The sequence below is a fragment of the Anaerobacillus sp. QJM3NY_32 genome, assembly GCF_056173645.1.
The window spans coordinates 3,235,044-3,257,044 of record NZ_CM149684.1; the positions used below are offsets into that span (position 1 = coordinate 3,235,044).

Here is a 22,001-nt window from a genome sequence, read left to right on the forward strand (position 1 = left end):
AAGTTATATAGGAGTGAAATAATGAATCTAAACGACGAAAAGAAACGAATCGTAATTAAAATCGGAAGCAGCTCTTTAACGAGCAGACTCGGAGACATTAGCCGAAGAAAACTTGAACGACTAGTAGATGACATTGTAATGCTTAAAGATGAAGGACATGAAGTACTTCTAGTATCTTCTGGCGCAGTAGCTGCTGGATATCGCAGACTAGGATGCTTAGAACGTCCAACATCACTTTCAGAAAAACAGGCCGCTGCATCAATCGGTCAGGGACTGTTAATGGAAGCTTACTCAGAACGTTTCATATCTCACGGCTACACTGCTTCACAAATTCTGATTACGCGCAGTGACTTTTCTGATCGCAAAAGATACAACAACGCAAGAAACACTATTAATGTACTTTTAGAACGAGGAATCGTTCCAATTGTTAATGAAAATGATACTGTAACAGTTGAACGTCTAAAATTCGGAGATAATGATACCCTTTCAGCGAAAGTCGCTGCACTTGTGAGTGCCGATCAGCTTATTATTCTTTCTGATATAGATGGACTATATAGTGAAGATCCGAGAAAGAACCCGGATGCTAAACTGTTAGAGCACGTAACTGAAATTACTCCAGAAATCGAAGAATCTGCCGGAGAACCTGGTAGTTCTGTCGGCACTGGTGGCATGAGATCGAAAATTGATGCAGTCAAGATTGCTATGGCATCAGGTACACCTTCTTTCCTTGGAAACGCAACAACTAAAGGAATTATTTATAATGCTGTTCATCAAACAGCAACTGGAACTTACTTTACCCCAGAAGGTCAAACCGAGCTTGATAACAAGAAACAATGGATAGCCTTCAATTCAGGTCCTGAAGGTGAAGTCATCGTGACTGATAAAGCAAGCTCTGAGATTTCTGAACATGAACGGAGTCTTCAACCTGTAGGCGTTCATTATGTACACGGGCACTTTAAGCCAGGGGCAGTTGTGAAACTGACAGACATGGATGGTGAAGAAATAGGTCTGGGTGTTACAAACTATTCTTCCAAGCATTTGAAAATGATTAAAGGACTTCCAACTGAAGAAATTTCTGAGCTTATTGATATTTCAGTGAAAGAAGCCGTTCATATCAATGATTTTGTTTATCACGATCAGCTAGCTATTCCACTCGGTTCATAATAAAAAGAACGATGATTGTGAGGGGTTTTCCCCTTCATCAATCGTTCATTACAGCATTAGGGACAGTTAATTCTAATCTTTTCATTTAGATGAACCTATATTTTAAGATTAGCCTTTTACTGCCCTATACGTCTGAGATAAAATAGAAGAAAAAAATATAGGAGGCGTTTGATGACTACTCTAGATCCGATTAAAGTAAATGTAAAAGAACAAGCAAAGCAAGCACAGGTGGCTTCCAAAGCCCTCTCCTTGCTTACAACTGAGGAAAAAAATCAGGCACTACTGATTATTGCCGATGAGCTCGAAAAAGAAACAGATTATATCCTAAATGAAAACAAGAAAGACCTTGAGCGCGGTAAAGAAAAAGGCTTTACAGAAGCGTTTATGGATCGTTTAAGCTTATCTAAAGAACGCGTAAAAGACTTTGCTAATGGTCTTCGCGAAGTGGCAGAGCTAGAAGATCCGGTTGGAGAAGTCATTTCTGATTGGTCACTTGATAACGGCATGCAAGTCGAACAAGTCCGCGTCCCGCTCGGCGTTATTGGTATGATTTATGAAGCACGTCCAAACGTAACCGTTGATGCGACGGGTCTTGCACTTAAATCAGGAAACGCTATCGTCCTCAAAGGTGGTTCTAACGCTCTTAATTCCAACAAAGGGATTGTTCGCGTAATTCATGAAGCACTTCCAAAAACCAAAATCCCTGTAGACGCGGTTCAACTAATCGCTACAACTGATCGCGAAGCAACGAGTCAACTCTTTACGATGAAAGAACACATTGATGTTCTAATTCCTCGTGGAGGCGGCGCTCTAATTAATACAGTCGTGAACAATGCAACTGTCCCAGTACTAGAGACAGGCGTAGGTAACTGTCATATTTATTTTGATCAGTCAGCTGAAGCTGAGAAGGCAATAAACATCTTGATTAATGCCAAAACAGATCGGCCAGCTGTATGTAATGCAGTTGAAACACTAATCGTTCACAAGAAATGGCTTGAAGAAAATCTGGACGTTTTTGAAAAATCACTAGCTGATCATAACATTAAAGTTCATGGTGATGAGCATATCGTAAACACGTTTAAAGATGCTGTACTTGCTGATGAAGATGACTGGAGTAACGAATACCTTGGTCTTGAAATTGCAATCAAAACAGTCGAAAACACTGAAGAGGCAATTGATCATATTGAAAAGTATGGCACGAAGCATTCTGAAGCGATTATTACAGAAGATGCTAAATCTGCATCCCTATTCCGCAGTCTTGTAGATGCGGCTGCAGTCTATCACAATGCATCCACTCGCTTTACAGACGGCTCTGCTCTAGGCTTTGGGGCGGAAATCGGTATTTCTACCCAAAAACTACATGCTAGAGGACCTATGGGTCTCCCTGCTTTAACAACGATTAAATATTGCATGACAGGTACTGGACAAATCAGATAAACGTACTCTAAACCACCCTTTAAAGAAAAGGGTGGTTTTTCTATTAAGTAGTAGCCATTGAGGATTCTACTATACTGAGCATAACTTTCGTGTAATCTAAGGCTCCCCCCTTATAATTACTCCATACACACGATAAAAGAGAGGATGATAATCATGACATATGAAAACTTATATACTTCAGAAGTGCTAGGAAAGATTTCATTAAAAAATCGCTTTATCGTCGCTCCAATGACTAGAATAACGGCAACAGATGACGGTAGCGCAACAACAACAATGCGCAATTATTATGAGCGTTTTGCGAAAGGAGGATTTGGTGCTATCATCACTGAAGGCATCTATACGGATGAAAGATATAGCCAGGGATATTTAAACCAGCCCGGGTTAACAAATAAAAACCACGTTGAGACGTGGAGAAATATCACGTCTTCCGTTCACGAGTTCGGAACTCCAATAATTGCCCAACTGATGCATGCAGGTGGACAAAGTCAAGGGAATGCATATTCAGATGTAACTGTAGCACCTTCTAATATTCCTCCCAAAGGAGAACAGCTTGGCTTTTATGGAGGATCAGGTCACTTTGATAAACCAACACCCCTTTCGATCGACGATATTAAGGAAGTGAGACACTCCTTTATCAGTGCTGCCCGGCATGCAAAAGAAGCTGGATTTGATGGTGTTGAAATTCATGGGGCCAACGGATATCTTCTTGACCAATTCTTAACAGACTATTTAAACCATCGAAACGATGAATATGGTGGATCACTTGAAAACAGGCTGAGACTTCTAGTTGAAGTGATTGAAGATGTTCGAAATGAAATAGGAGAGGACTTTACAGTTGGCATTCGTATATCTCAAATCAAAGTTGCTGACCCGGCTTATAAATGGCCTGAAGGCGAAAAATCTGCTAAAACCATTTTCTCCATTCTAGAAAAAGAGCTTGATTACATCCACGTCACAGATCCTGATGCAACTCAACCTGCATTTGGAGAGGGAACGAAAACGTTAGCTGCGGCAGCGAAAGCCTTCAGTTCCATTCCAGTGATCGCAAATGGACAGCTAGGTGATCCAGATAAAGCAACTAACCTTATCGGAAGCAAAGAAGGTGATTTTGTTAGCCTTGGTACTAGCGCTCTCGCAAACCCTGACTATCCAAATCGTCTTTCAACCGGAAAAGAGTTAAAACCATTCGATTTCGAAAGTTCTCTTCTTCCGCTTGCTTATATTAAAGAACATGAATTGAAAGAAGAGATCATCAGAAATTAACTCTATAGCCCTCCCTCTCCAAATTGGTGGAAAAGAATAGTATCTACGAGAAAAATGAATAGAAAAAAGCCTACCCAGAATTATTGGTAGGCTTTTTTGTTATGATTATCGTTCTTTGATCTTTTTGAATCATTGATCAGCTTAATAAGAGGATTCATTAGATGACACAGGATGTTGATAATGCAATATCGCTGTTAGTAACGCTTTACACTGAGGTAGTGCAAATTGAATGATCTTACCTAGCATAAAAGCAATGATAATACTGCCAATACCAACTGGTCCTCCCAGCATCCAACCGAGGAGTAACACAGTAATTTCGATACCATTTCTAACCCAATCAATGCGCCAACCTGTTTTTTCAACAATGAGTAACATAATACCATCGCGAGGTCCAGCACCGAGACCAGACGTTACATATAAACCAATACCGTAACCTAGCACAACAACACCGACAATGAATATGACGGCTTGTGCCAACAATGTTTCAGGATCTGGTAAAACATATAAGAAGAAATCAATAAATAATCCCAGTAGCAGCATATTTAGAAAAGCCCCCACTTTCGGAAGTGACCTTGTATAAAGTGAAGTGAAGCTTAGTATAATAAACCCAGTTAGAATAGACCAGCTTCCGATCGTTAATCCAAACTGCTTAAATAAGCCATAGTGAAAAACATCCCAGGGACCAATTCCAAATGTTTTCCCCTTAATGGTCATTGCAATCCCTAGACCAAGAACAGCGAGACCTACGAAAAAGAAACTCCACCGAATGATTTTATTTCGCATTGAAAAGCCCCTCTCAAACAATACAATTTCAAACCTTTGAAACTATATCATAAGAAAGAAAACATAAAAACCACCCGGGAAACTAGGTAATAGAGTTGGAAATCACCTTCTATATTATGTAGCTTTCATTAAGGATAAAAAAAACTGCCTGATTTCTTAATCAGGCAGTTATCTTTTATTTAATTAGTCCATTACCGTTACAGTAACTGTTTTACGACCAAAGTCTAGTGCATCTTGTTGGTCGGCCATGAATAGATCAACTCGATTACCTTGGATTGCGCCGCCAGTATCACCAGCAACGGCTTCTCCGTAACCTTCTACATATACTTTAGAACCTAGTGGGATTACATCAGGGTCAACAGCGATTACTTTTTGATTTGGATTAGCTCTCAAATCAATACCAGTTGCTGTTACACCAGAGCATCCTGTACAGAAAGCAGTGTAAGCTGTTGCTTCCATCTGAATTTCTTGTCCACTTGCCTGTGAAGACTTACTTTCAGTGTTTGATTCTTTTGCAGGCGTGGAATTAGAAGTAGTAGATGTTTGAACTGCTTCCTTATTAGCTGTTTCTTTCGGTGCTGGAGCACTACCACCGTTTAGTACAGACCACGTGTTCTTACCTGCAATACCATCTACCGATAGACCATTGTCAGCTTGGAACGCACGAACTGCTTGTTCAGTGATAGGACCATAAATTCCGTCTACTGTATAGTTATAATAACCGCCAAGCTCTTCTTGTAGTGCTTGTACTTGGTGACCGTGATCACCTTGAACGAGCGTACGCATAGCTTGTCCATTATTTACGCTTTGCATTGCTGAAAATGTATTTGGACCTGCGATACCATCAACTGAAAGACCGTGCTCTTTTTGGAATTGCTTTACAGCACCTTCAGTAATAGATCCGTAGTATCCTGTGGATTCATCATAGTTGAAATACCCCTTGGCAGACAGTACATCCTGTAACTCGACAACGTCGCCGTGTTTTTCACCATAAGAAAGTGTTTGATCTCCTAGTGCCGCCTCTGAAACTACTGGACTAGCAAACATCATTCCAGCTAGTGCTGTGGATGTAACCACGTTTCTTACAATGTTTTTACGAGCTACCATGTATACATTCCTCCTGAGAGTTTTTAATATTGGTGTTGGTTTGTTTATCTCTCAATCACCCATGTTCCACATGATAACAGGCAAATATAACACAGTGATTTTAGTCCAATAACAAGTCGGTTACATAAATATGACAGATTAATACGGTTTTTATAAACTTTGCACAATATAGTACCTAATACCTATTTACGTCATGTGTTTATTACAATTATGTCAACAAACTAGTAAAAACCCTTATTTTAGGTTCTTCAAAAAGAACAAAATTAAATGAATTCTTTTCAATCATGCTCTTGCATTCCCTTTACAAGGTCTTTTATCCTATCATTTTCATTTCATCATTAACTTTCTTTAATTGAAATGGCGTGTCTAATTCATAAAGCCTTCTGTAGCGGTCACTCGACACGAGCAGCTCATCATGCTTTCCTTCCATTACAATTTCACCTTCATCCATAAACAGAATTTGGTCCATTCTTTTCATTCCAACAAGGTGGTGTGTAACCCAAACAACGGTTTTACCATCAAGAACGTGAAAAATTGTAGAGAGTAATTCCTGTTCCGTTCGAGGATCAAGAGCAACAGTAGGTTCATCCAGAAGGACGATCGGTGCATCTTGCAACAAAATACGAGCTAGTGCAATTCGTTGACGCTCTCCTCCCGAGAATCTCATTCCCGCTTCTTCCATAGAAGTTTGATAGCCTTCAGGTAATGCAACAATAAAGTCATGAAGTTGGACGCTTTTCGCCGCTTCATATACCTCTTCATCTGTAGCAGATGGCTTCCCGAGTCGAAGGTTATTCAATACCGATGTATCAAAAAGATAAGGCTGTTGATTAAGTACACTTAACTGTTGTTTATTCCCATTAGTCAGAGCTGTCTCTAAACCGTTTATAGACACACTACCTTCAGAAGGAGAATAGATTCCTTTCATAAGATTAAGAAGACTCGTTTTACCAGAACCACTCGGACCAAGAATAGCAAGCTTTGTTCCCTGAGGTATTTCTAGATTGATATTTTTGAGTATCCATTGTCCTTTGTTCGTTTGATAACTAACCTTATCAAAGCGAAGATGACTGTTTTTCCAAACGCTTTTCTCATCATATTCTTCCTCAGAAGGTTTCTCCAATGACAATCCTTTCAATCGATTAATCGAATCTTCATATCCTGGAAGTTCACTCACAGCATCAGAGAGTGGAAGAAAGGCCTCTGTTAATGGAAAGAGAATAAGAACAAATGCGGCAATTAGCGTATGGGAAATCTGTCCATCCATACTCTGATTTCCTGTCCAAACAAGCATAGATAAAACAATGATTGCAACAACACACTGAGCAGCAAAATTTCGATAAGAAACAAAAGCAGACCGACGTCTCTCTTCCCTATAAATCTCCGCATCATCCTTTTCAACATTTTCAATAAACGTTTTCTGGTGACCGCTAAAGACCCAGTCTCCAATTCCAACCACACCATCTGTTAGCGTGCTGTATTGAGAGCTACGACGACTTTTTAGCATTGCTACATTTTTACGGGTAACTAATAAGGACACTAAAGGAAAGAGAAAGACGAGAATAAAGCCATAGGTGGCCATTAATCCCGCAAATACCCAGGAGAAAGTCCCAAGCATTCCTATCGCGACTGCATATAAAAAGAAACCGATCACAGAAGGGAAGATCGTCTTTACGTAAACATCTTGTAAATATTCAATGTCCTCGGCCATCACACCAAGGAGATCTCCTGTTTTTATACTGGCTCCTTCTTTTAAAACTCTCGGTTCAATGGTTTCATATAATCGAGAGCGCATATGTGAAAGAACCTTTAAAATAATATGGTGACCTAGCAACTTCTCACTATATCTTGAAACAGCACGTAATATGCCAAATGTCCTTACCGCAACAATTGGCACATAGATTAATAGAAGATTTTCCGGTCTAGTGGCAGCTTTAGAAATGAGAAATCCGGATGTAAACATAAGAAAGGCTGCTGAAAATGCTGTCACTAAACCAAGCAGGATGACAAGCGAGAAGAGCTTTGCATTCTCTTTTAAATAGGGAAGAATCCATCCTTTCTTCTCCATTATGAGACCCCCTCCATTTGCAAATACACCATTTGATAGTAGCTACCTCTTCTAGACATGAGATCTTCATGAGTACCAAACTCAACCACTTTACCCTTTTCAAGCATAAGAATCAGATCCATCTCTCTCATCCAATGCAGACGGTGCGTGGCCATGAAAACAAGTTTATCTTCTAATAAGGGAAGGATCTTTTTCTTTATCTCGTATTCTGTTTCAACATCAAGCTGGGCTGTTGGCTCATCTAGAAGTAGAATGGAGCGATCTTCAAGAAATGCGCGAGCTAACGCGATTCTCTGTACCTGACCACCACTTAATTCTCTTCCGCCCTCCCCGATCTTTTCGTTTAAACCATTAGGAAGATGATCAAGGACTTTCCTCAAACCAGCTGCCTCTGCTGCGCGTTCGACCGCTTCTAATGAAGCATCTTGATTATAGAAACGGATATTATTTGCTAAAGTATCATGAAAAAGATGAGGGTGCTGCGGGATATAAAATAACTGCTTCTGCCATTCCTCATGCTTTAGATGGTCCAATTCCTGACCATTTATCTCAATGGTCCCTTCACTTCCTTCAAGAAACCCTCCCAATATGTCAATCAAAGTCGATTTACCAGAACCACTTTCTCCAATGATCCCTATTTTCTGCTTTCCTTTTACTGAAAAAGAGACGTTTTGAAGAGCATTTCTTTCATTTCCATGATCTACGGAAAGATTTTGAATCGTTAAAAGGTCTTTATCAGACCAATGAGGAATCGCTCCATTTTCTTCTTTAAAATCTTGTGTTTGAATCATATCCAATAACCTTCTTCCTGCATCTTGTCCATCCAACGTTGCATGATAATCATTTCCTAGCTCACGAACTGGAAGAAAAAATTCAGGAGAAAGAATTAAAATCGTAAGAGCTGGCATTAAAGATATCTCTCCTTCTACAAGTCGCAATCCAAGAAATACAGCGACTGTAGCGATTCCTAACATTGTAAAAAAGTCGAGAGCAAATGAAGAAAGAAAAGCTACTCGAAGCGTACTCATCGTCGATTTCCGATACTTCTCACTCACTTCTTGAATGCTTCTGGCGTGTTTTCCACTTAATCCAAGATACTTCAGAGTTTCAAGTCCACGAAGGGAATCAACAAAATGATTAGATAAAATGCGATGTGTGCTCCACTGCTTATCCGCCTTCTTCTTCGCAGCTAATCCAAGTAAGATCAGAAAGCCAATCAATATTGGTAGAGTGAGACTTAAAATAATAGCTGACGTCACATCAAGAGTCCAAACATAGATAAGGACAAGCGGAGCAACAATAAGCATGGCCGTTAATTTAGGAATAAATAACTCTAAATAAAGTCGGAATTGTTTTGCCCCGTCAATTAATAACGTAACAAGATTGCCTGTTCCCCATTTCGCTGCATAGCGTGGACCTAACGCAAACAATTTTGCAATGGCATCTTTCTTTATAGAAGCAGCCGTTTGAGCAGCATAACGATCGGTTACTTTGGTCATGATCAACTTAACAAGATGCCTGATAATAAAAGCTATGAGGAAAAGCGAAACAACGAATAAAATCCGTTGCAGTGCTTCTCCATCAAAGAGTCTTGTTACTGCTTCTGCAAGCCATTTCGCCTGCAGGATAATCACGGTCCCTTGAATAACGGTTAATACCGTTAGGATAAACAGCACCTTTTTGACGTCTTTTAATTGAAATAGAATTTTACCCATTAGTAAACCATATCCTTACCATCTACACGCTTTCTGAAAACATAATAGCTCCAGATTTGATAACCAAGTACAAAAGGAAGAAGCGTGAGCGCCACGATGGTCATCACCTTTAATGAATAGTTTCCAGAAGAAGAATTATAAACGGTTAAATTATAAGCGGCATCGATTGAGCTAATCATTACGCGTGGGAATAATGCTACAAATATGGTTGAAACCGTTAATGCGATCCCTGCGCCAGTCATTCCAAATGCCCACCCATCACGATGCTTTTTCAAAAATACGATCGCCAAAAAATAACTGAGTACAATCAGAGCAATAAGCGTTACACTTATAACCCCGCGGTTGCTGAATAAATCCGTTTCAAAATATGAAAGTCCAACAAAAGCGACTAATGAAGCCAGAACACCATAAATCACTTTGCTCGCTAATTTTCTCGCACGCTTCTGAAGATCTCCAACAGTTTTCAGAGTGAGAAATACAAGTCCATGTAAGAAACAAAGCATGGCCACCGTTACCCCACCTAATACCGTGTATACATTGACATAATCACTAAAACCCGCATGGATATTCATTTGTTCATCAATTGGCATTCCTCTTAAAATACTTGTAAAAAGAACCCCAAATAGAAATGGCGGCATAATACTTCCAACGAAAACAACCCAGTCCCACGACTTGATCCACTTAGGGGTATCCACCTTTCCACGAAATTCAAAGGCAACTCCACGAGCGATAAGCGCAAGAAGGACAAACACAAACGGTATATAATAACCGCTGAACATCGTTGCATACCAGTGTGGAAACGCCGCAAATATTGCGCCTCCTCCTGTTAATAACCACACTTCATTCGCATCCCAGAATGGTCCAATCGTGTTAACCATTATTCGCCGCTCTAGCTCATTTCTTCCGAGGAAACGACTGGCCATACCCACACCGAAATCAAACCCTTCGAGAAAGAAAAACCCAACAAACAAAACAGCAACGAGTATAAACCACAGTTCATTAAGTGCGATCATAAATAGGCCCCCTGATCAAACGGATCAACTGCCACTTCTTTGTCCTCATGAGCAGTATGTTCTGATCCCTTTTTAATTTCACGAACGAATAAGTAAACGAGTAAGATAGCGAGAATCGTATAAATCGCAGTAAACGATAGGAATGAGAAAAGCAAGGACGCCTTTGATACGTTTGGAGAGACAGACGCAGAAGTTGTCATCAATCCAAATACCGTCCACGGTTGACGTCCGATTTCCGTCATAATCCATCCAGCTGAGTTCGCAATAAATGGAAACGAAATGAGCCACACCATTCCTTTTAAGTAAAATTGGCTACCCTCAAGCTTTTTGTAGAAATTTAGTAACAACCCGAGGAATGAAGTGAAAATCATTAGCATTCCAGCACCCACCATAATGCGAAAGCTCCAGAAAGTCGTTTTAACTGGAGGAATATAATTCCCCTCTCCGTATTTTTCTTCATACTCTTTTTGCAAGGTCTTCATACCCGGTACTTCACCACTAAACTCTTCATAAGCAAGGTAACTGAGTGCATAAGGTATGTTGATTTCAAATGAATTTTCTTGATTTTTGGAGTCAACCAACGCGAAAGCCGTCCAGGCTGCTGGATCTCCACTGTCTTCCCATAGCGCTTCACTAGCCGCCATCTTCATTGGCTGTGATTCCATTAAATGCTTCGCCTGTGCATGGCCACTAAACGAAACACCCATACCTGAAACAAATGCGACAATCATGGCAATGTTAAATGACTTTCTAAAAAATTCGACTTCCTGTTTACGGAGAATTTTATACGCACTCACGCCTCCAATAAAAAAAGCACCGGTTGCAAGTGCACCAAAGATTACGTGTGGAAATTCGACGAATAGCTGCGGGTTCGTAAGGAGTGCGAAGAAATCATTCATCTCTGCTCTTCCGTTTCGAATCACAAAACCTACTGGTTCCTGCATAAATGAATTCGCTGCTAAAATCCATAACGCTGACATCAACGTTCCGAGTGAGACGAGCCAAATACACATTAAATGAAGTTTCTTCGATAACCGCTCCCATCCAAAAATCCATAAACCAATAAACGTTGATTCCATAAAGAAGGCAAGCAACGCTTCAATCGCAAGCGGAGCTCCAAACACATCTCCAACAAATCGAGAATACTCAGACCAGTTCATCCCAAACTGAAATTCCTGGATAATCCCCGTCACTACCCCAACAGCAAAGTTAATGAGAAACAAGTGCCCCCAGAATTTCGCCATTCGTTTATACACTTCTTCTCCTTTCACAACATAAAGCGTCTCCATGACCGCTACTAGAAAGACAAGCCCAATCGACAATGGAACAAACAAAAAGTGAAAAATCGTTGTTGATCCGAATTGTAGTCTTGCTAGAAATAGTTCACTCATACTAAATCCCCCTCCATCATCTCTAATGACTATTCACATACGCGCAAAGTAACTAATACGTAAATAATCACCATTTAGATACATTCTCCTATGACAAAAGTCTCTTTTCGCTTCTTCCTTAGGTTACCTTAGACGCTAAAATGAGTGAGCAGATGAATTTGAACGGTTTTTGTCTGTCTTGTGTGCGAATTTCGACAGTTGAATCAGAAAGAAGAAGAAAAGTGAGGGATGTCACAGACTGAAAGGAAACGTGTGGTCGTGGTTGATTTAAAAAGCTCTCATAGATATAGACATGGCAAAAAGCGCTTCACAATAGTGAAAAGCGCTTTTATAATCTACCAGTTTGTAATCTATTTATTTTAATAAACGAGGATAACAATTATTGTTTTTTCAACATCAACATCTAATATTCTAGTCATTTTGTTAACCACTTTACATCTTTTTCTGAATCTTCTAATTATAATACAACTATAAAAGCATCATTTGTTCATTAGCAAGCTCTGCTAAATCTTCAATATTATTGATGATGTAGGATTTACCGTTTTTTACAATATAATTTTCACTTTCGAGCCATTTAATATTTTTCGCAATCGTTACTCGAGTTGTTCCTAATAAATTTGCCATTTCTTGATGCGTAAAGCTAATAGATACTTTCACTTTATTCTCTCCTACCTTTTCTCCATATTGAATTGAAAGTTGAATAAAGGCGGCGCATACTCTTGGTAGTGCTTTCATGTAACTTAGATGAAGCGTTTGAGAACAAAGTAAACGGTATTTTCTTGTAATTAAATCTAAAGTCTGGAGGATGTATTCAGGTTTTGCAGAAAGAAACTGGATAAATTGCTTTTTAGGTACTCTTCGAAGAATAACATCTGAAGCAGTGATCGCATTTGACGCATGACGTGAATCTTGATTCAAAGAGCATTCACCAATAATGCCATTCTGCCCAACGATCGAAAGCGCTTTTTCTTCTCCATTTGGAGAGATTAAGAAAAGCCGCACTCGTCCACTTTCAATCAAATAAATGTAGGAACCAACTTCATTTTGAATAAAAATAGTTTCATGCTTTCTAAATGATACCTTATCTGTATTTTCAAACAAATCTGTCCAGGTGTAAGGCAAATGATCAAACCAGGGATTAAGTAAGCTAAACTCTTGTAAGATATCATTCATGTTCTTCACCTCATATGAAAGGAATAAGTGCTAATGAAAACTCTGGTAACGACTAGAATTCGCGCAGAATTTCCAATTTTACAAAAGAAGGTCATGCTTTCAAGCTGTTCACAAAGTGCATTGTCATATGACGTGATTACAGCGATTGAGAACTACAAAGATAGTTTGATTGAAGATGGCATGTCGTGGGAGTTATGGATGGACAAAGTAAATGCAGCGAAACAAAAATTTGCTAAGCTTATCAATTGCTCTCCACATGAAGTTGCTGTCCTCTCATCCGTTTCAGATTCGATTTCAAGTGTTCTACATGCGCTGGACCTAAAGGAGAAGAATGTTTGCGTCACCGAAATGGACTTTCCTTGCATTGGTCAAGCACTCCTGGCTCAGCAGCAAGCTCAAAGCTTCCGTATAACTTATATACCTGAAGAGAACCATACAATCCCACTTGAGCATTACGAGAAATTTATCACAAAAGATACTGCTTTAACCTGTATTCCTCACGTTTCTTATTACAATGGATTTAAGCACGATGTAAAACAAATTGGTGAAATTGCCCATCGAAATGGCTCTCTTCTCATGGTAGATGCATATCAATCAGCTGGGAACGTAAAAATAGATGTTCAGGAAATGGGAATCGACATCCTTATGACCGGGATGCAAAAGTACCTACTAGGTGTACCAGGAATTTCATTTCTATACGTGAAGAAAGAAGTAGCAGAACATTTGCAACCGACAACTACAGGATGGTTTGGACAGCGAAATCCCTTTGACTTCAAATTAAAAGAGCTAGAATATGCTCCATCAGCCCAACGTTTCAATACAGGGACCCCTCCTGTTATAAACGCTTATATTGCTGAAGCAGCTCTTTCATTCATTGAGAAAATCGGAATGGAACAGATTGAACAGCACTTGCAAAAGCTATCAGCTTATACAATTGTTAAAGCAGATGAGTTAGGATTTCGTCTAGCAAGTCCTGATCGCGCCATTCAAAAAGGGTCGAATACAGCCATTTACGTGGACGCTGCTCATCAAATTGAGGAGCAAATGAAGAAAGCCAAGTTCATCGTTTCAGCAAGACAGAATGTTATACGGATCGCACCCCATATTTACAATACAACTGAGGATATTGACGCGTGTCTCACTACATTACGATCTTTAACATAATTCATAAATATGCAACCAGCTAATCTAATGGGATTGGCTGGTTTATTTGAAACTTAAAAAAACCGATAACCTAAATTCAACAAATAAGAGGTTTTATTACTATAATGATATTTTTTTACAAATTCTAACGAAAATGGAAATTAGTATTAATTGTATATTAAATCATTATTATAGTATATTAATAATACATTTGAATTAGATTGACTGTCAATAACACTTCTTGGGAAAAAGAGTGTCGTTTTAGAGAAAGTTCTATTGTGAAGACCATTTTATAATAGAAATACTCCGCGCATTTATATAGCAAATGCGCGGAGTATTAGCCCAATCACCTATTGCTTTTTAAGCAGCTACTCAAGTGATAGAATCACTTTTTGCCTCCCTTTTATGTGAATCATCCTCCCCATTTCTTCGAGCTCTTCTAAATCTTCCTTTACAACTCTAGCGAATAAATTCCCAGGCAACCAACCGGCTGGAAAGAAGGTTCTCGCTTCCTTTCCATAGAAAAGACCAAAGTCATAGATTGGCGATGGATTTCCACCCCAGGCATATGCTGGCATAAACGTAAAAAGTATATCACCAGGCGTAGGGAAGCACGTTAAATTTTCCTTCGCAGGATCATGAAGCTTGCTGTCTTGACACGTATCAACAGGTAATTGAATTGAAATTTCTCTGCCAGTATACATCGCATGTGTGCCTGCAGTTTCAATCGGCTCAGATAGTGCTTGAACAAAAGCCTCCGTTGTAGAAGGAGCTTGCTCAGAAAGCACCTCTGCTTTTAATGATACATCTGAGTCTACAAAATGAATATAAAATGTTGTCATGCATATACCTCCTATACTACGCTAGGTTCAAAGACTAGTTGATTTGTTTGGAAGCGATTAAAATGTAGACTCGATACATCCACTTGAGGAATATTTCCTGTGACCATCGCTGCAAGAGATTCACCAATAGATGGGGACATCATGAACCCGTGTCCACTCATTCCAACCGCCTGATAATACCCTAGTACTCCATCTACATCACCAAGAATTGCCTGGTGATCGGATGTGCTGTCATATCGACCATCAACATGTGTATGGAAAACTAAACTCTCTAGAGGAGGGAAAATTTCCGTTCCTACTTCCGCAGCCCTCACTTGATAATCGAAGGAGTTAAACGGTGGTTTAAGATCTTTACCTAAATAACTTAGATACAATGTACCATCCGTTAATTGTTTTGCAGCAAATCCCTTCTCAAACGAAATTAAGAGGGGCTCTAAAATTCGCTTGGGGACTCGATTCGTATATAAAATTCGCCTGATTTCAAATTCAATCGGTAGAGCAACACCAGCAGTTTCAGCCATTTTCTTAGAACCTAACCCCGCTGCATTAACAACTCGATCAGCCCCAATAAGTCCTCTTTTCTCACAATCTACCCCTTTCACGACGCCATTTTCGACAACGATACGATTCACCGTATCATTTACAAATTCAACACCCTTACGTTTTGCTGCATCCGCAAAACTTTGTGTCACATGATAGGCATCATCTACGAATCCGTCCGTTTCACAAAAAGCTGCTGTCAGAAAACTTGATTCGTTAATACCAGGAATTAATTCCTTCGCTTCCTGGGGAGATATAAACTTAGTCGGAATCCCCAAAGAGTTTTGTAACGCTACGTTTTCAGCATACTTGGCTTTCGCTTCTTCTGAATGAAACGTATTCATATAACCTACACTGCGAAATTTAATTTCATGTTCTGGTTCTAATCTGTCATTAATTTCATTAAAAAACTCGGTGGACGCTTTAGACATTAAACAATTAATTTCCGTACCCCATTGCTGACGAACTCCTCCCGGGCATAGACCCGTAACATCTGAAGCGATGCCTCCTTTATCAATGACTAGAACATTCGCAAAACCCTTCTCTGTTAAAAAATAAGCAATGGAACAACCAATAATTCCTGCACCTACAATCACTGCATCATACATTTTCATTAATTAATCTCCTCTACTGTTTGTTCAAGATGACATGCTACAAAGTGATTTTTATTTGTAACCTTCAAATCAGGGGTCTTTGTCCGACAAGTATCCATCACGTATGGGCACCTCGTATGAAATCTACATCCATCGGGTGGATCTACTGGACTAGGAATATCTCCTTTTAAAATAATTCTTTCTTTCCTTTGCTTAGGATCGGGTTCTGGAATCGCTGATAATAGAGCTTTTGAATAAGGATGTTTTGGAGAATGAAAGAATTCATCTCGGTCAGCGATTTCAACAATTTTACCTAAATACATCACAGCGATTCGATTCGATATATGCTTCACAACGCTTAAGTTATGCGTTATAAACAAATATGTTAAGTCATACTTCTCTTGTAAATCTTGAATCAAATTGAGAACCTGCGCTTGAACCGAAACATCGAGTGCGGATACAGGCTCATCCATAACGATGAGCTTCGGATTCGCTGCAAGTGCCCTCGCAATGCCGATCCGTTGCCTTTGTCCCCCAGAGAACTCGTGGGGATACCGATCAAGATAGCTCTGATTTAAGCCCACATCATTCATAATCTGCTTTACGCGCTCTTTTCTTTCCTTTTTCGAAAGACTCAAGTGAATGCTCATTGGCTCTTCAAGAATTTGTCCAACTTTTAACCTGGGATTTAATGAGGCGTATGGATCTTGAAAAACAATTTGCATGTTCTTTCTTCTCTTTTTTAATTCCCTCGAACTCAGAGCACGAATGTCTTCATTTTCAATAACTATTCTTCCTTCAGATGCCTCTAGAAGACGAAGGATTACTCTGCCTGCTGTGGATTTTCCACATCCTGATTCACCAACTAATCCTAACGTTTCACCCTTCTCAATATAAAAACTAATATCATCAACAGCTTTCACATAACTTTTTTCCTTCGAGAAGAAACCTGCGGTATCTACCGGAAACCATTTCTTAAGATTTTCTATTTCCAACAGTCTCTCGTTCATCATTAATCCCCCCTTCGCCTGTCCAGTCTTCACTATTCATCCAACATCTTGTTTTATTCCGACCTACTTCAATAAGCGGTGGTTCCTCACTTAAGCACATGGACTCAACATACTCGCATCGACTAGCAAAACGACATCCTGACTTAACGTCAGATGGATGGGGTACCTGACCTTTGATAGGGCTTAAACGAGCCACGCGATCTTTCAAGCCTGGCATGGATTGAATCAATCCGCGTGAGTATGGATGCTTAGGAGATTCAAAGAATGTCTCAACGTCTGCGTATTCGACAATTCTTCCAAGGTACATGACCGCCACTTTATCAGCAGTTTCAGCCACAACACCAAGATCGTGTGTGATAAGAAGAATGGACGTATCCAGTTTGGTTTTCAAATCATTCATCAAGTCGAGGATTTGCGCCTGAGTTGTCACATCAAGAGCAGTTGTGGGTTCATCTGCAATAAGGAGATCCGGATTGCAGGCAAGGGCCATCGCAATCATGACCCGTTGCCGCATCCCGCCTGATAATTGATGGGGGTATTGATTCACTCTTTGATCTGCCGAAGGAATTCCGACTAAAGTGAGCATATCAATCGCTTTCTTTTTAGCTTCTTTTTTTGAGAGTTTTTGATGTAAGACTAGGACTTCTACAATTTGATTTCCTACAGTATAAACAGGGTTAAGTGATGTCATTGGTTCCTGAAAAATCATTGATATATCATTGCCTCGAATTTTTCTAATCTCTCCATCACTTTTCGTGACAAGGTTTTCTCCTTTAAATAGAACTTCTCCACCGATAATCTTTCCATGAGGTTTGGGGAGCAGCTGAAGTATTGAGAGCGATGTAACGCTCTTACCACTACCTGACTCTCCAACAATACTCAAAGTTTCTCCTTTATTAATTTCAAATGAGACGCCATCAACAGCAGGGGTTTCTTTCTGGTCACTATAAAAATATGTTTTTAGATTTTGGACTTTCAATAAAGGATCCATCTCATCCCCCCTAATTTAAATATGGATATGCCGTGGAGTTTTTGTCAGTATGTCACAGCCACGGTCCGTCACATGAATGATATCTTCTACTCTTACGCCTATTTTATTCGGTACGTATAAACCTGGTTCAACCGTAAAAACCATTCCAGCTTCTACTACTTCCTCCCCATTCAGTACGATTCTTGGATGCTCATGAATAGCTAATCCAACACCATGCCCAAGTCCACGGAGACAATAGGATTCAATTCCTTCATTTTGAAAGACCCTTCTCGTGACAGCATCAATTTCATGACCTGTCCTCCCTGGCTTTATCACGGCAATCGCCTGTTCAAGGGCTTTATGAACAATTCGATCATATTGCTGTAGTTCTTGATTGGGAGAGCCAATCCAAATCGTTCTTGTCATGTCAGACATATAACCCTTGTACTTTACACCAAAATCAATCAAAAGAAAGTGATCATTTTTCACCACATTTGATGAAGGCGTAGCATGAGGTAAAGCTGCGCGAATGTCAGAAGCTACGATCGTGCCAAAAGCTGGTCCATCATGCCCATTTTTCCCGATTAAATACTCAAGCTCCACAGCCACCTCTTTTTCCGTCATTCCCGGTTGAATCCGAGGGAGAAGCTCATGAAAAGACTGATCTGCAATCTCTACAGCTTGCTTGATTAGCTTCAATTCCTTCTCATCTTTTAAACGCCTCATCGAATGGAATTCTGAAGAAAGCGGAACCCATTCCATATGAGGTAGTAAGTTTTGAAGGTTATGGAAGAACTGCACAGTTAATGAATTAGCTTCATAGCCAATCGTCTTGATTGTTTTTGTAGAGAAGATGTCCTTCATCATTTCATATGGATCAATTCCATAAATATAGATCTCAAATCCTTCTGTCTGCTCATTTGCCCGCACTGCGTATCGCTGATCAGTGATTAAACTATGGTCATTTGATGTAATGAAAACGTATCCGTTGCTCCCAGTAAAGCCGGACAAGTACCTTCGATTTTCATAGGAATTGACAAACACAGCATCAAGGTGATTTTTCTGCATTATTTTCTTCAGCTTTTCAATTCTTTCTAGCATCTCACTCTCCTGTAAGTGAGAAGATTCGGGGGACACCCGAACCCTCGTTGTGTCTTATTTGAAATCATCACTCTGATACTGACCAGCTTTCAGCACTAAATGTTACCCCACGAAAATCTGGTTCGAACCCATTAACACGATTGTTTACAACGAACGGTGATTCTTGTTCGTATAACGGAATCCAAATTTCATCTTCCGCTAACTTTTGGCTAACATCCCAAATCAACTGCTGACGCTTATCAAAATCAATTTCCGTTGTTTGAGCTTCTAAAAGCTCATCTACCTTTTGATCAGAGTACCCGACAAAGTTATAACCATTAGGAGGCATATATTCACTGCCGAAATAACTACGGTATTCATCTGGATCTACTTCAATACCAAATCCGAGAATGTATGCATCGTAGTCATCCTTCGTTACTTCACGCTGTTTTCCGTCATCAGTCTTAGGGAGAAGCTTCGTTACAAGCGTTGGAAAATCAAGCGATCTCAGTTCGACTTTCACACCAATTTTTTCCCACATTTGCTTTAATAGGACTGCGGACTTTTCTCTTTCTTTCGTTCCGGTTGGTACTTCCATCATGAAACTCAACTCATTACCATCCTTCTCATAAATCCCCTCACTATTTTTTTCATAACCTGCTTCTTCTAGCAGTTGTTCTGACTTGGCCGTATCAAAATCATAGATCGGTAGATCTGGACTATGGGACCAGTGCTTAGAAGGGAAAATATCATCCGCTATATTCCCATATTCACCAAGAATGGAAGTGACAATCGACTCCTTGTCTACAGCATGAGCCAATGCCTGTCGTACTTTAGGGTCATCGAAATGAGCACTTTTCGTGTTAAAGCCTACATAATAAACACTTAGTGAATTTTGTGTCACAAGACTCGCATAATCCAGTGATTCAACTGAAGGTGTTTCAGAAACAGGAACCGGGGAGATATCGACATCCTTACTAAGCACTGAGGCTAGCATAGTATTCGCATCGCCAAAACGAGCAATCAGTCGGTCAAGTTTAGGCGTTTCTCCAAAGTAGTCTTTGTTCGCTTCTAATTCAATGTATTGACCTGTTTCCCATTTCACGAATTTGAATGGTCCTGTACCAATTGGAGAGCGATTAGATTCATGTTTGGCCCACTCACCTGGGGAAACATCCTTTAGCACATGCTCCGGTAAGATTCCAATAAATAACCCAGATACGAAAGGTGCAAAAGGTTCTTTCGTTGTAAATTTAATTGTTGTATCATCTACTACTTCAATACCTTCAATACTTTTAGCTTTACCTTCTTTGTATTCAGCAGCTCCCACAAGTGGATCTACCCTCCAATAGGCACCAGAGTCATAGGCTCCATCTGCAAGCGAAGTGAACGTAAAGGCAACATCGTCCGCAGTAAATGCTTCACCGTCGTGCCATGTAACCCCATCTTTTAGCTTAAATGTATATATTTTACCATCTTCAGATACTTCCCAACTCTCAGCCAAACGCCCTTCCATCTTTAATTCTTGATCGGGAACAACTAGAGAATCGAATACCATGTGTGTGATGTCGGTATCAGATGTAGTTGCCCAGATCGCTGGATTCAAGTTTCCTGGCTCACTGTTAAAAGCAATCGTAACTGTTCCGCCAACAACCTCCTCTGTTTCGGCAGTAGATGCCTTTTCTGCATTATTAGTAGAAGAACAAGCTGTTAATAAAAGAGTGAATATTAAGAAAATAATCCCTACAAAACCCTTTTTCCCCATTTAGACCGCCCCTTTTAATTTTTCATTTTTGGATCTAAAGCATCTCGAAGACCGTCACCAACAAAGTTAATACATAAAATTGTAATCAATATCGCAAATCCAGCCGGCATCCATACCCACGGCTTGAATTGTAATACCATAATAGAAGTGGCTTCATTCAGCATATTACCCCAGCTTGGAACAGGTTGTTGAACACCAACGCCTAGAAAGCTTAAGGCTGATTCTGTTAAGATCGCTTCTGCAGTTTGCAACGTCCCCTGCACAACGATCGGTGCCATGATATTCGGCAATATATGCTTCATAATGATAATGAAGTCTCGCTGTCCCATTGCTCGCGTTGCTTCGATGTAGTCCATCTCTCTTAGTCTTAAAACTTCACCTCGTACTAGCCTGGTCATGGTTGTCCAGCTAACGAGGCCGATAATAAGCATGACATTAAATAGGTTAGGTTTTAAAATTGTTGCAACCGTAATAGCTAGAAACAAAACAGGGAAACAAATCACAACATCGGTAATACGCATAATAATCGTATCTATCCATCTACCGTAATAACCTGCAATGACTCCGAGAAGAACACCAGTGACAGTTGCAATCATCACGGCTACAAATGCAACGCTTAATGAGACTCTACCACCGTATATAATGCGTGAAAGCATATCTCTTCCAAGACTATCGGTTCCTAAAATATGTTCGCTTCCTGGAGGTGCAAGAACATCTAATGTACCTGCTTCACTTTTGATAGAGTCATAGGGACTATAAGGTGCAAGAACAGGTGCCATGATCGATGCCAGTAACAACACCATGAGAATAACAGCACCGATTAAGGCAAGTCGGTTCTTCTTAAATCGCTTCCAAGCTGCATTATCTCGCCAACTTTTACTTTCCTCTGTCTGAACAATGATCTTCTCTTCAGAAACTTCTAAGCTGCCATTCATCTCACTCCC

The 22,001-nt window shown here is 40.0% G+C and carries 18 protein-coding genes; 4 read left to right on the top strand and 14 right to left on the bottom strand.

Annotated elements, in window-relative coordinates; all coding sequences use genetic code 11:
* The first annotated feature begins 21 nt into the window (after positions 1–21).
* The 3 genes from proB to AC0VYH_RS16955 all read left to right on the top strand — a co-directional run bounded on the left by proB (position 22) and on the right by AC0VYH_RS16955 (position 3,864).
* On the top strand, positions 22–1,164 hold the full coding sequence (gene proB, locus AC0VYH_RS16945; protein WP_194219151.1) for a glutamate 5-kinase: 1,143 nt from the start codon (positions 22–24) through the stop codon (positions 1,162–1,164).
* 171 nt (positions 1,165–1,335) lie between these two features.
* Positions 1,336–2,601 (top strand): glutamate-5-semialdehyde dehydrogenase, encoded by a 1,266-nt coding sequence (locus tag AC0VYH_RS16950; protein WP_475372783.1) that lies wholly within the window; start codon positions 1,336–1,338, stop codon positions 2,599–2,601.
* Between the two features lie 153 nt (positions 2,602–2,754).
* Positions 2,755–3,864: an oxidoreductase gene (locus AC0VYH_RS16955; RefSeq protein ID WP_430241838.1), complete on the top strand. Its 1,110-nt coding sequence runs from the start codon at positions 2,755–2,757 to the stop codon at positions 3,862–3,864.
* Positions 3,865–4,005: 141 nt separating this feature from the next.
* Here the strand turns inward: AC0VYH_RS16955 and AC0VYH_RS16960 are convergent, their stop codons facing one another.
* The 7 genes from AC0VYH_RS16960 to AC0VYH_RS16990 all read right to left on the bottom strand — a co-directional run bounded on the left by AC0VYH_RS16960 (position 4,006) and on the right by AC0VYH_RS16990 (position 13,114).
* On the bottom strand, positions 4,006–4,647 hold the full coding sequence (locus AC0VYH_RS16960) for a YczE/YyaS/YitT family protein (RefSeq protein WP_303535377.1): 642 nt from the start codon (positions 4,645–4,647) through the stop codon (positions 4,006–4,008).
* Positions 4,648–4,830: 183 nt separating this feature from the next.
* Complete coding sequence (locus tag AC0VYH_RS16965) at positions 4,831–5,754, bottom strand: peptidoglycan-binding protein (protein WP_303535378.1); 924 nt, start codon at positions 5,752–5,754, stop codon at positions 4,831–4,833.
* Positions 5,755–6,067: 313 nt separating this feature from the next.
* Positions 6,068–7,822 (bottom strand): thiol reductant ABC exporter subunit CydC, encoded by a 1,755-nt coding sequence (gene cydC / locus AC0VYH_RS16970; RefSeq protein WP_430241836.1) that lies wholly within the window; start codon positions 7,820–7,822, stop codon positions 6,068–6,070.
* Positions 7,822–9,537 carry a thiol reductant ABC exporter subunit CydD gene (cydD, locus tag AC0VYH_RS16975; protein ID WP_475372784.1) on the bottom strand — a complete coding sequence of 572 codons (1,716 nt, stop codon included), beginning with the start codon at positions 9,535–9,537 and terminating at the stop codon, positions 7,822–7,824. Before cydD ends, cydC begins: the two co-directional genes overlap by 1 nt.
* On the bottom strand, positions 9,537–10,550 hold the full coding sequence (cydB, locus tag AC0VYH_RS16980; RefSeq protein WP_475372785.1) for a cytochrome d ubiquinol oxidase subunit II: 1,014 nt from the start codon (positions 10,548–10,550) through the stop codon (positions 9,537–9,539). Before cydB ends, cydD begins: the two co-directional genes overlap by 1 nt.
* Positions 10,547–11,941 carry a cytochrome ubiquinol oxidase subunit I gene (locus tag AC0VYH_RS16985; protein ID WP_475372786.1) on the bottom strand — a complete coding sequence of 465 codons (1,395 nt, stop codon included), beginning with the start codon at positions 11,939–11,941 and terminating at the stop codon, positions 10,547–10,549. Before AC0VYH_RS16985 ends, cydB begins: the two co-directional genes overlap by 4 nt.
* Positions 11,942–12,409: 468 nt before the next feature.
* Positions 12,410–13,114, bottom strand: a complete 705-nt coding sequence (locus tag AC0VYH_RS16990) for a Crp/Fnr family transcriptional regulator (protein ID WP_475372787.1) — start codon at positions 13,112–13,114, stop codon at positions 12,410–12,412.
* Between the two features lie 33 nt (positions 13,115–13,147).
* Here AC0VYH_RS16990 and AC0VYH_RS16995 point away from each other — a divergent pair, with 33 nt between their 5' ends.
* A complete protein-coding gene (locus tag AC0VYH_RS16995; protein ID WP_475372788.1) occupies positions 13,148–14,278 on the top strand; it encodes an aminotransferase class V-fold PLP-dependent enzyme in 1,131 nt (376 codons plus the stop codon).
* Between the two features lie 347 nt (positions 14,279–14,625).
* On the opposite strand, the gene AC0VYH_RS17000 is transcribed toward AC0VYH_RS16995, so the two are convergent.
* The 7 genes from AC0VYH_RS17000 to opp4C form a co-directional block, all read right to left on the bottom strand.
* On the bottom strand, positions 14,626–15,099 hold the full coding sequence (locus AC0VYH_RS17000; protein WP_224882634.1) for a DUF3830 family protein: 474 nt from the start codon (positions 15,097–15,099) through the stop codon (positions 14,626–14,628).
* Between the two features lie 11 nt (positions 15,100–15,110).
* The gene (locus AC0VYH_RS17005) at positions 15,111–16,253 is read right to left on the bottom strand and encodes an NAD(P)/FAD-dependent oxidoreductase (RefSeq protein ID WP_224882632.1); all 1,143 of its coding nucleotides are present in this window, start codon (positions 16,251–16,253) and stop codon (positions 15,111–15,113) included.
* Positions 16,253–17,242, bottom strand: a complete 990-nt coding sequence (locus AC0VYH_RS17010) for an ABC transporter ATP-binding protein (RefSeq protein WP_475372789.1) — start codon at positions 17,240–17,242, stop codon at positions 16,253–16,255. The genes AC0VYH_RS17005 and AC0VYH_RS17010 overlap by 1 nt, the downstream gene beginning before the upstream one ends.
* Positions 17,208–18,233, bottom strand: coding sequence for an ABC transporter ATP-binding protein (locus tag AC0VYH_RS17015; RefSeq protein ID WP_224882626.1), 1,026 nt, complete (start codon positions 18,231–18,233; stop codon positions 17,208–17,210). The genes AC0VYH_RS17010 and AC0VYH_RS17015 overlap by 35 nt, the downstream gene beginning before the upstream one ends.
* 15 nt (positions 18,234–18,248) lie before the next feature.
* Complete coding sequence (locus AC0VYH_RS17020) at positions 18,249–19,313, bottom strand: M24 family metallopeptidase (protein WP_475372790.1); 1,065 nt, start codon at positions 19,311–19,313, stop codon at positions 18,249–18,251.
* A 67-nt stretch (positions 19,314–19,380) separates the two neighbouring features.
* Positions 19,381–21,057: an ABC transporter substrate-binding protein gene (locus AC0VYH_RS17025; RefSeq protein ID WP_475372791.1), complete on the bottom strand. Its 1,677-nt coding sequence runs from the start codon at positions 21,055–21,057 to the stop codon at positions 19,381–19,383.
* Between the two features lie 14 nt (positions 21,058–21,071).
* Complete coding sequence (gene opp4C / locus AC0VYH_RS17030) at positions 21,072–21,992, bottom strand: oligopeptide ABC transporter permease (RefSeq protein ID WP_224882622.1); 921 nt, start codon at positions 21,990–21,992, stop codon at positions 21,072–21,074.
* Positions 21,993–22,001: the final 9 nt, after the last annotated feature.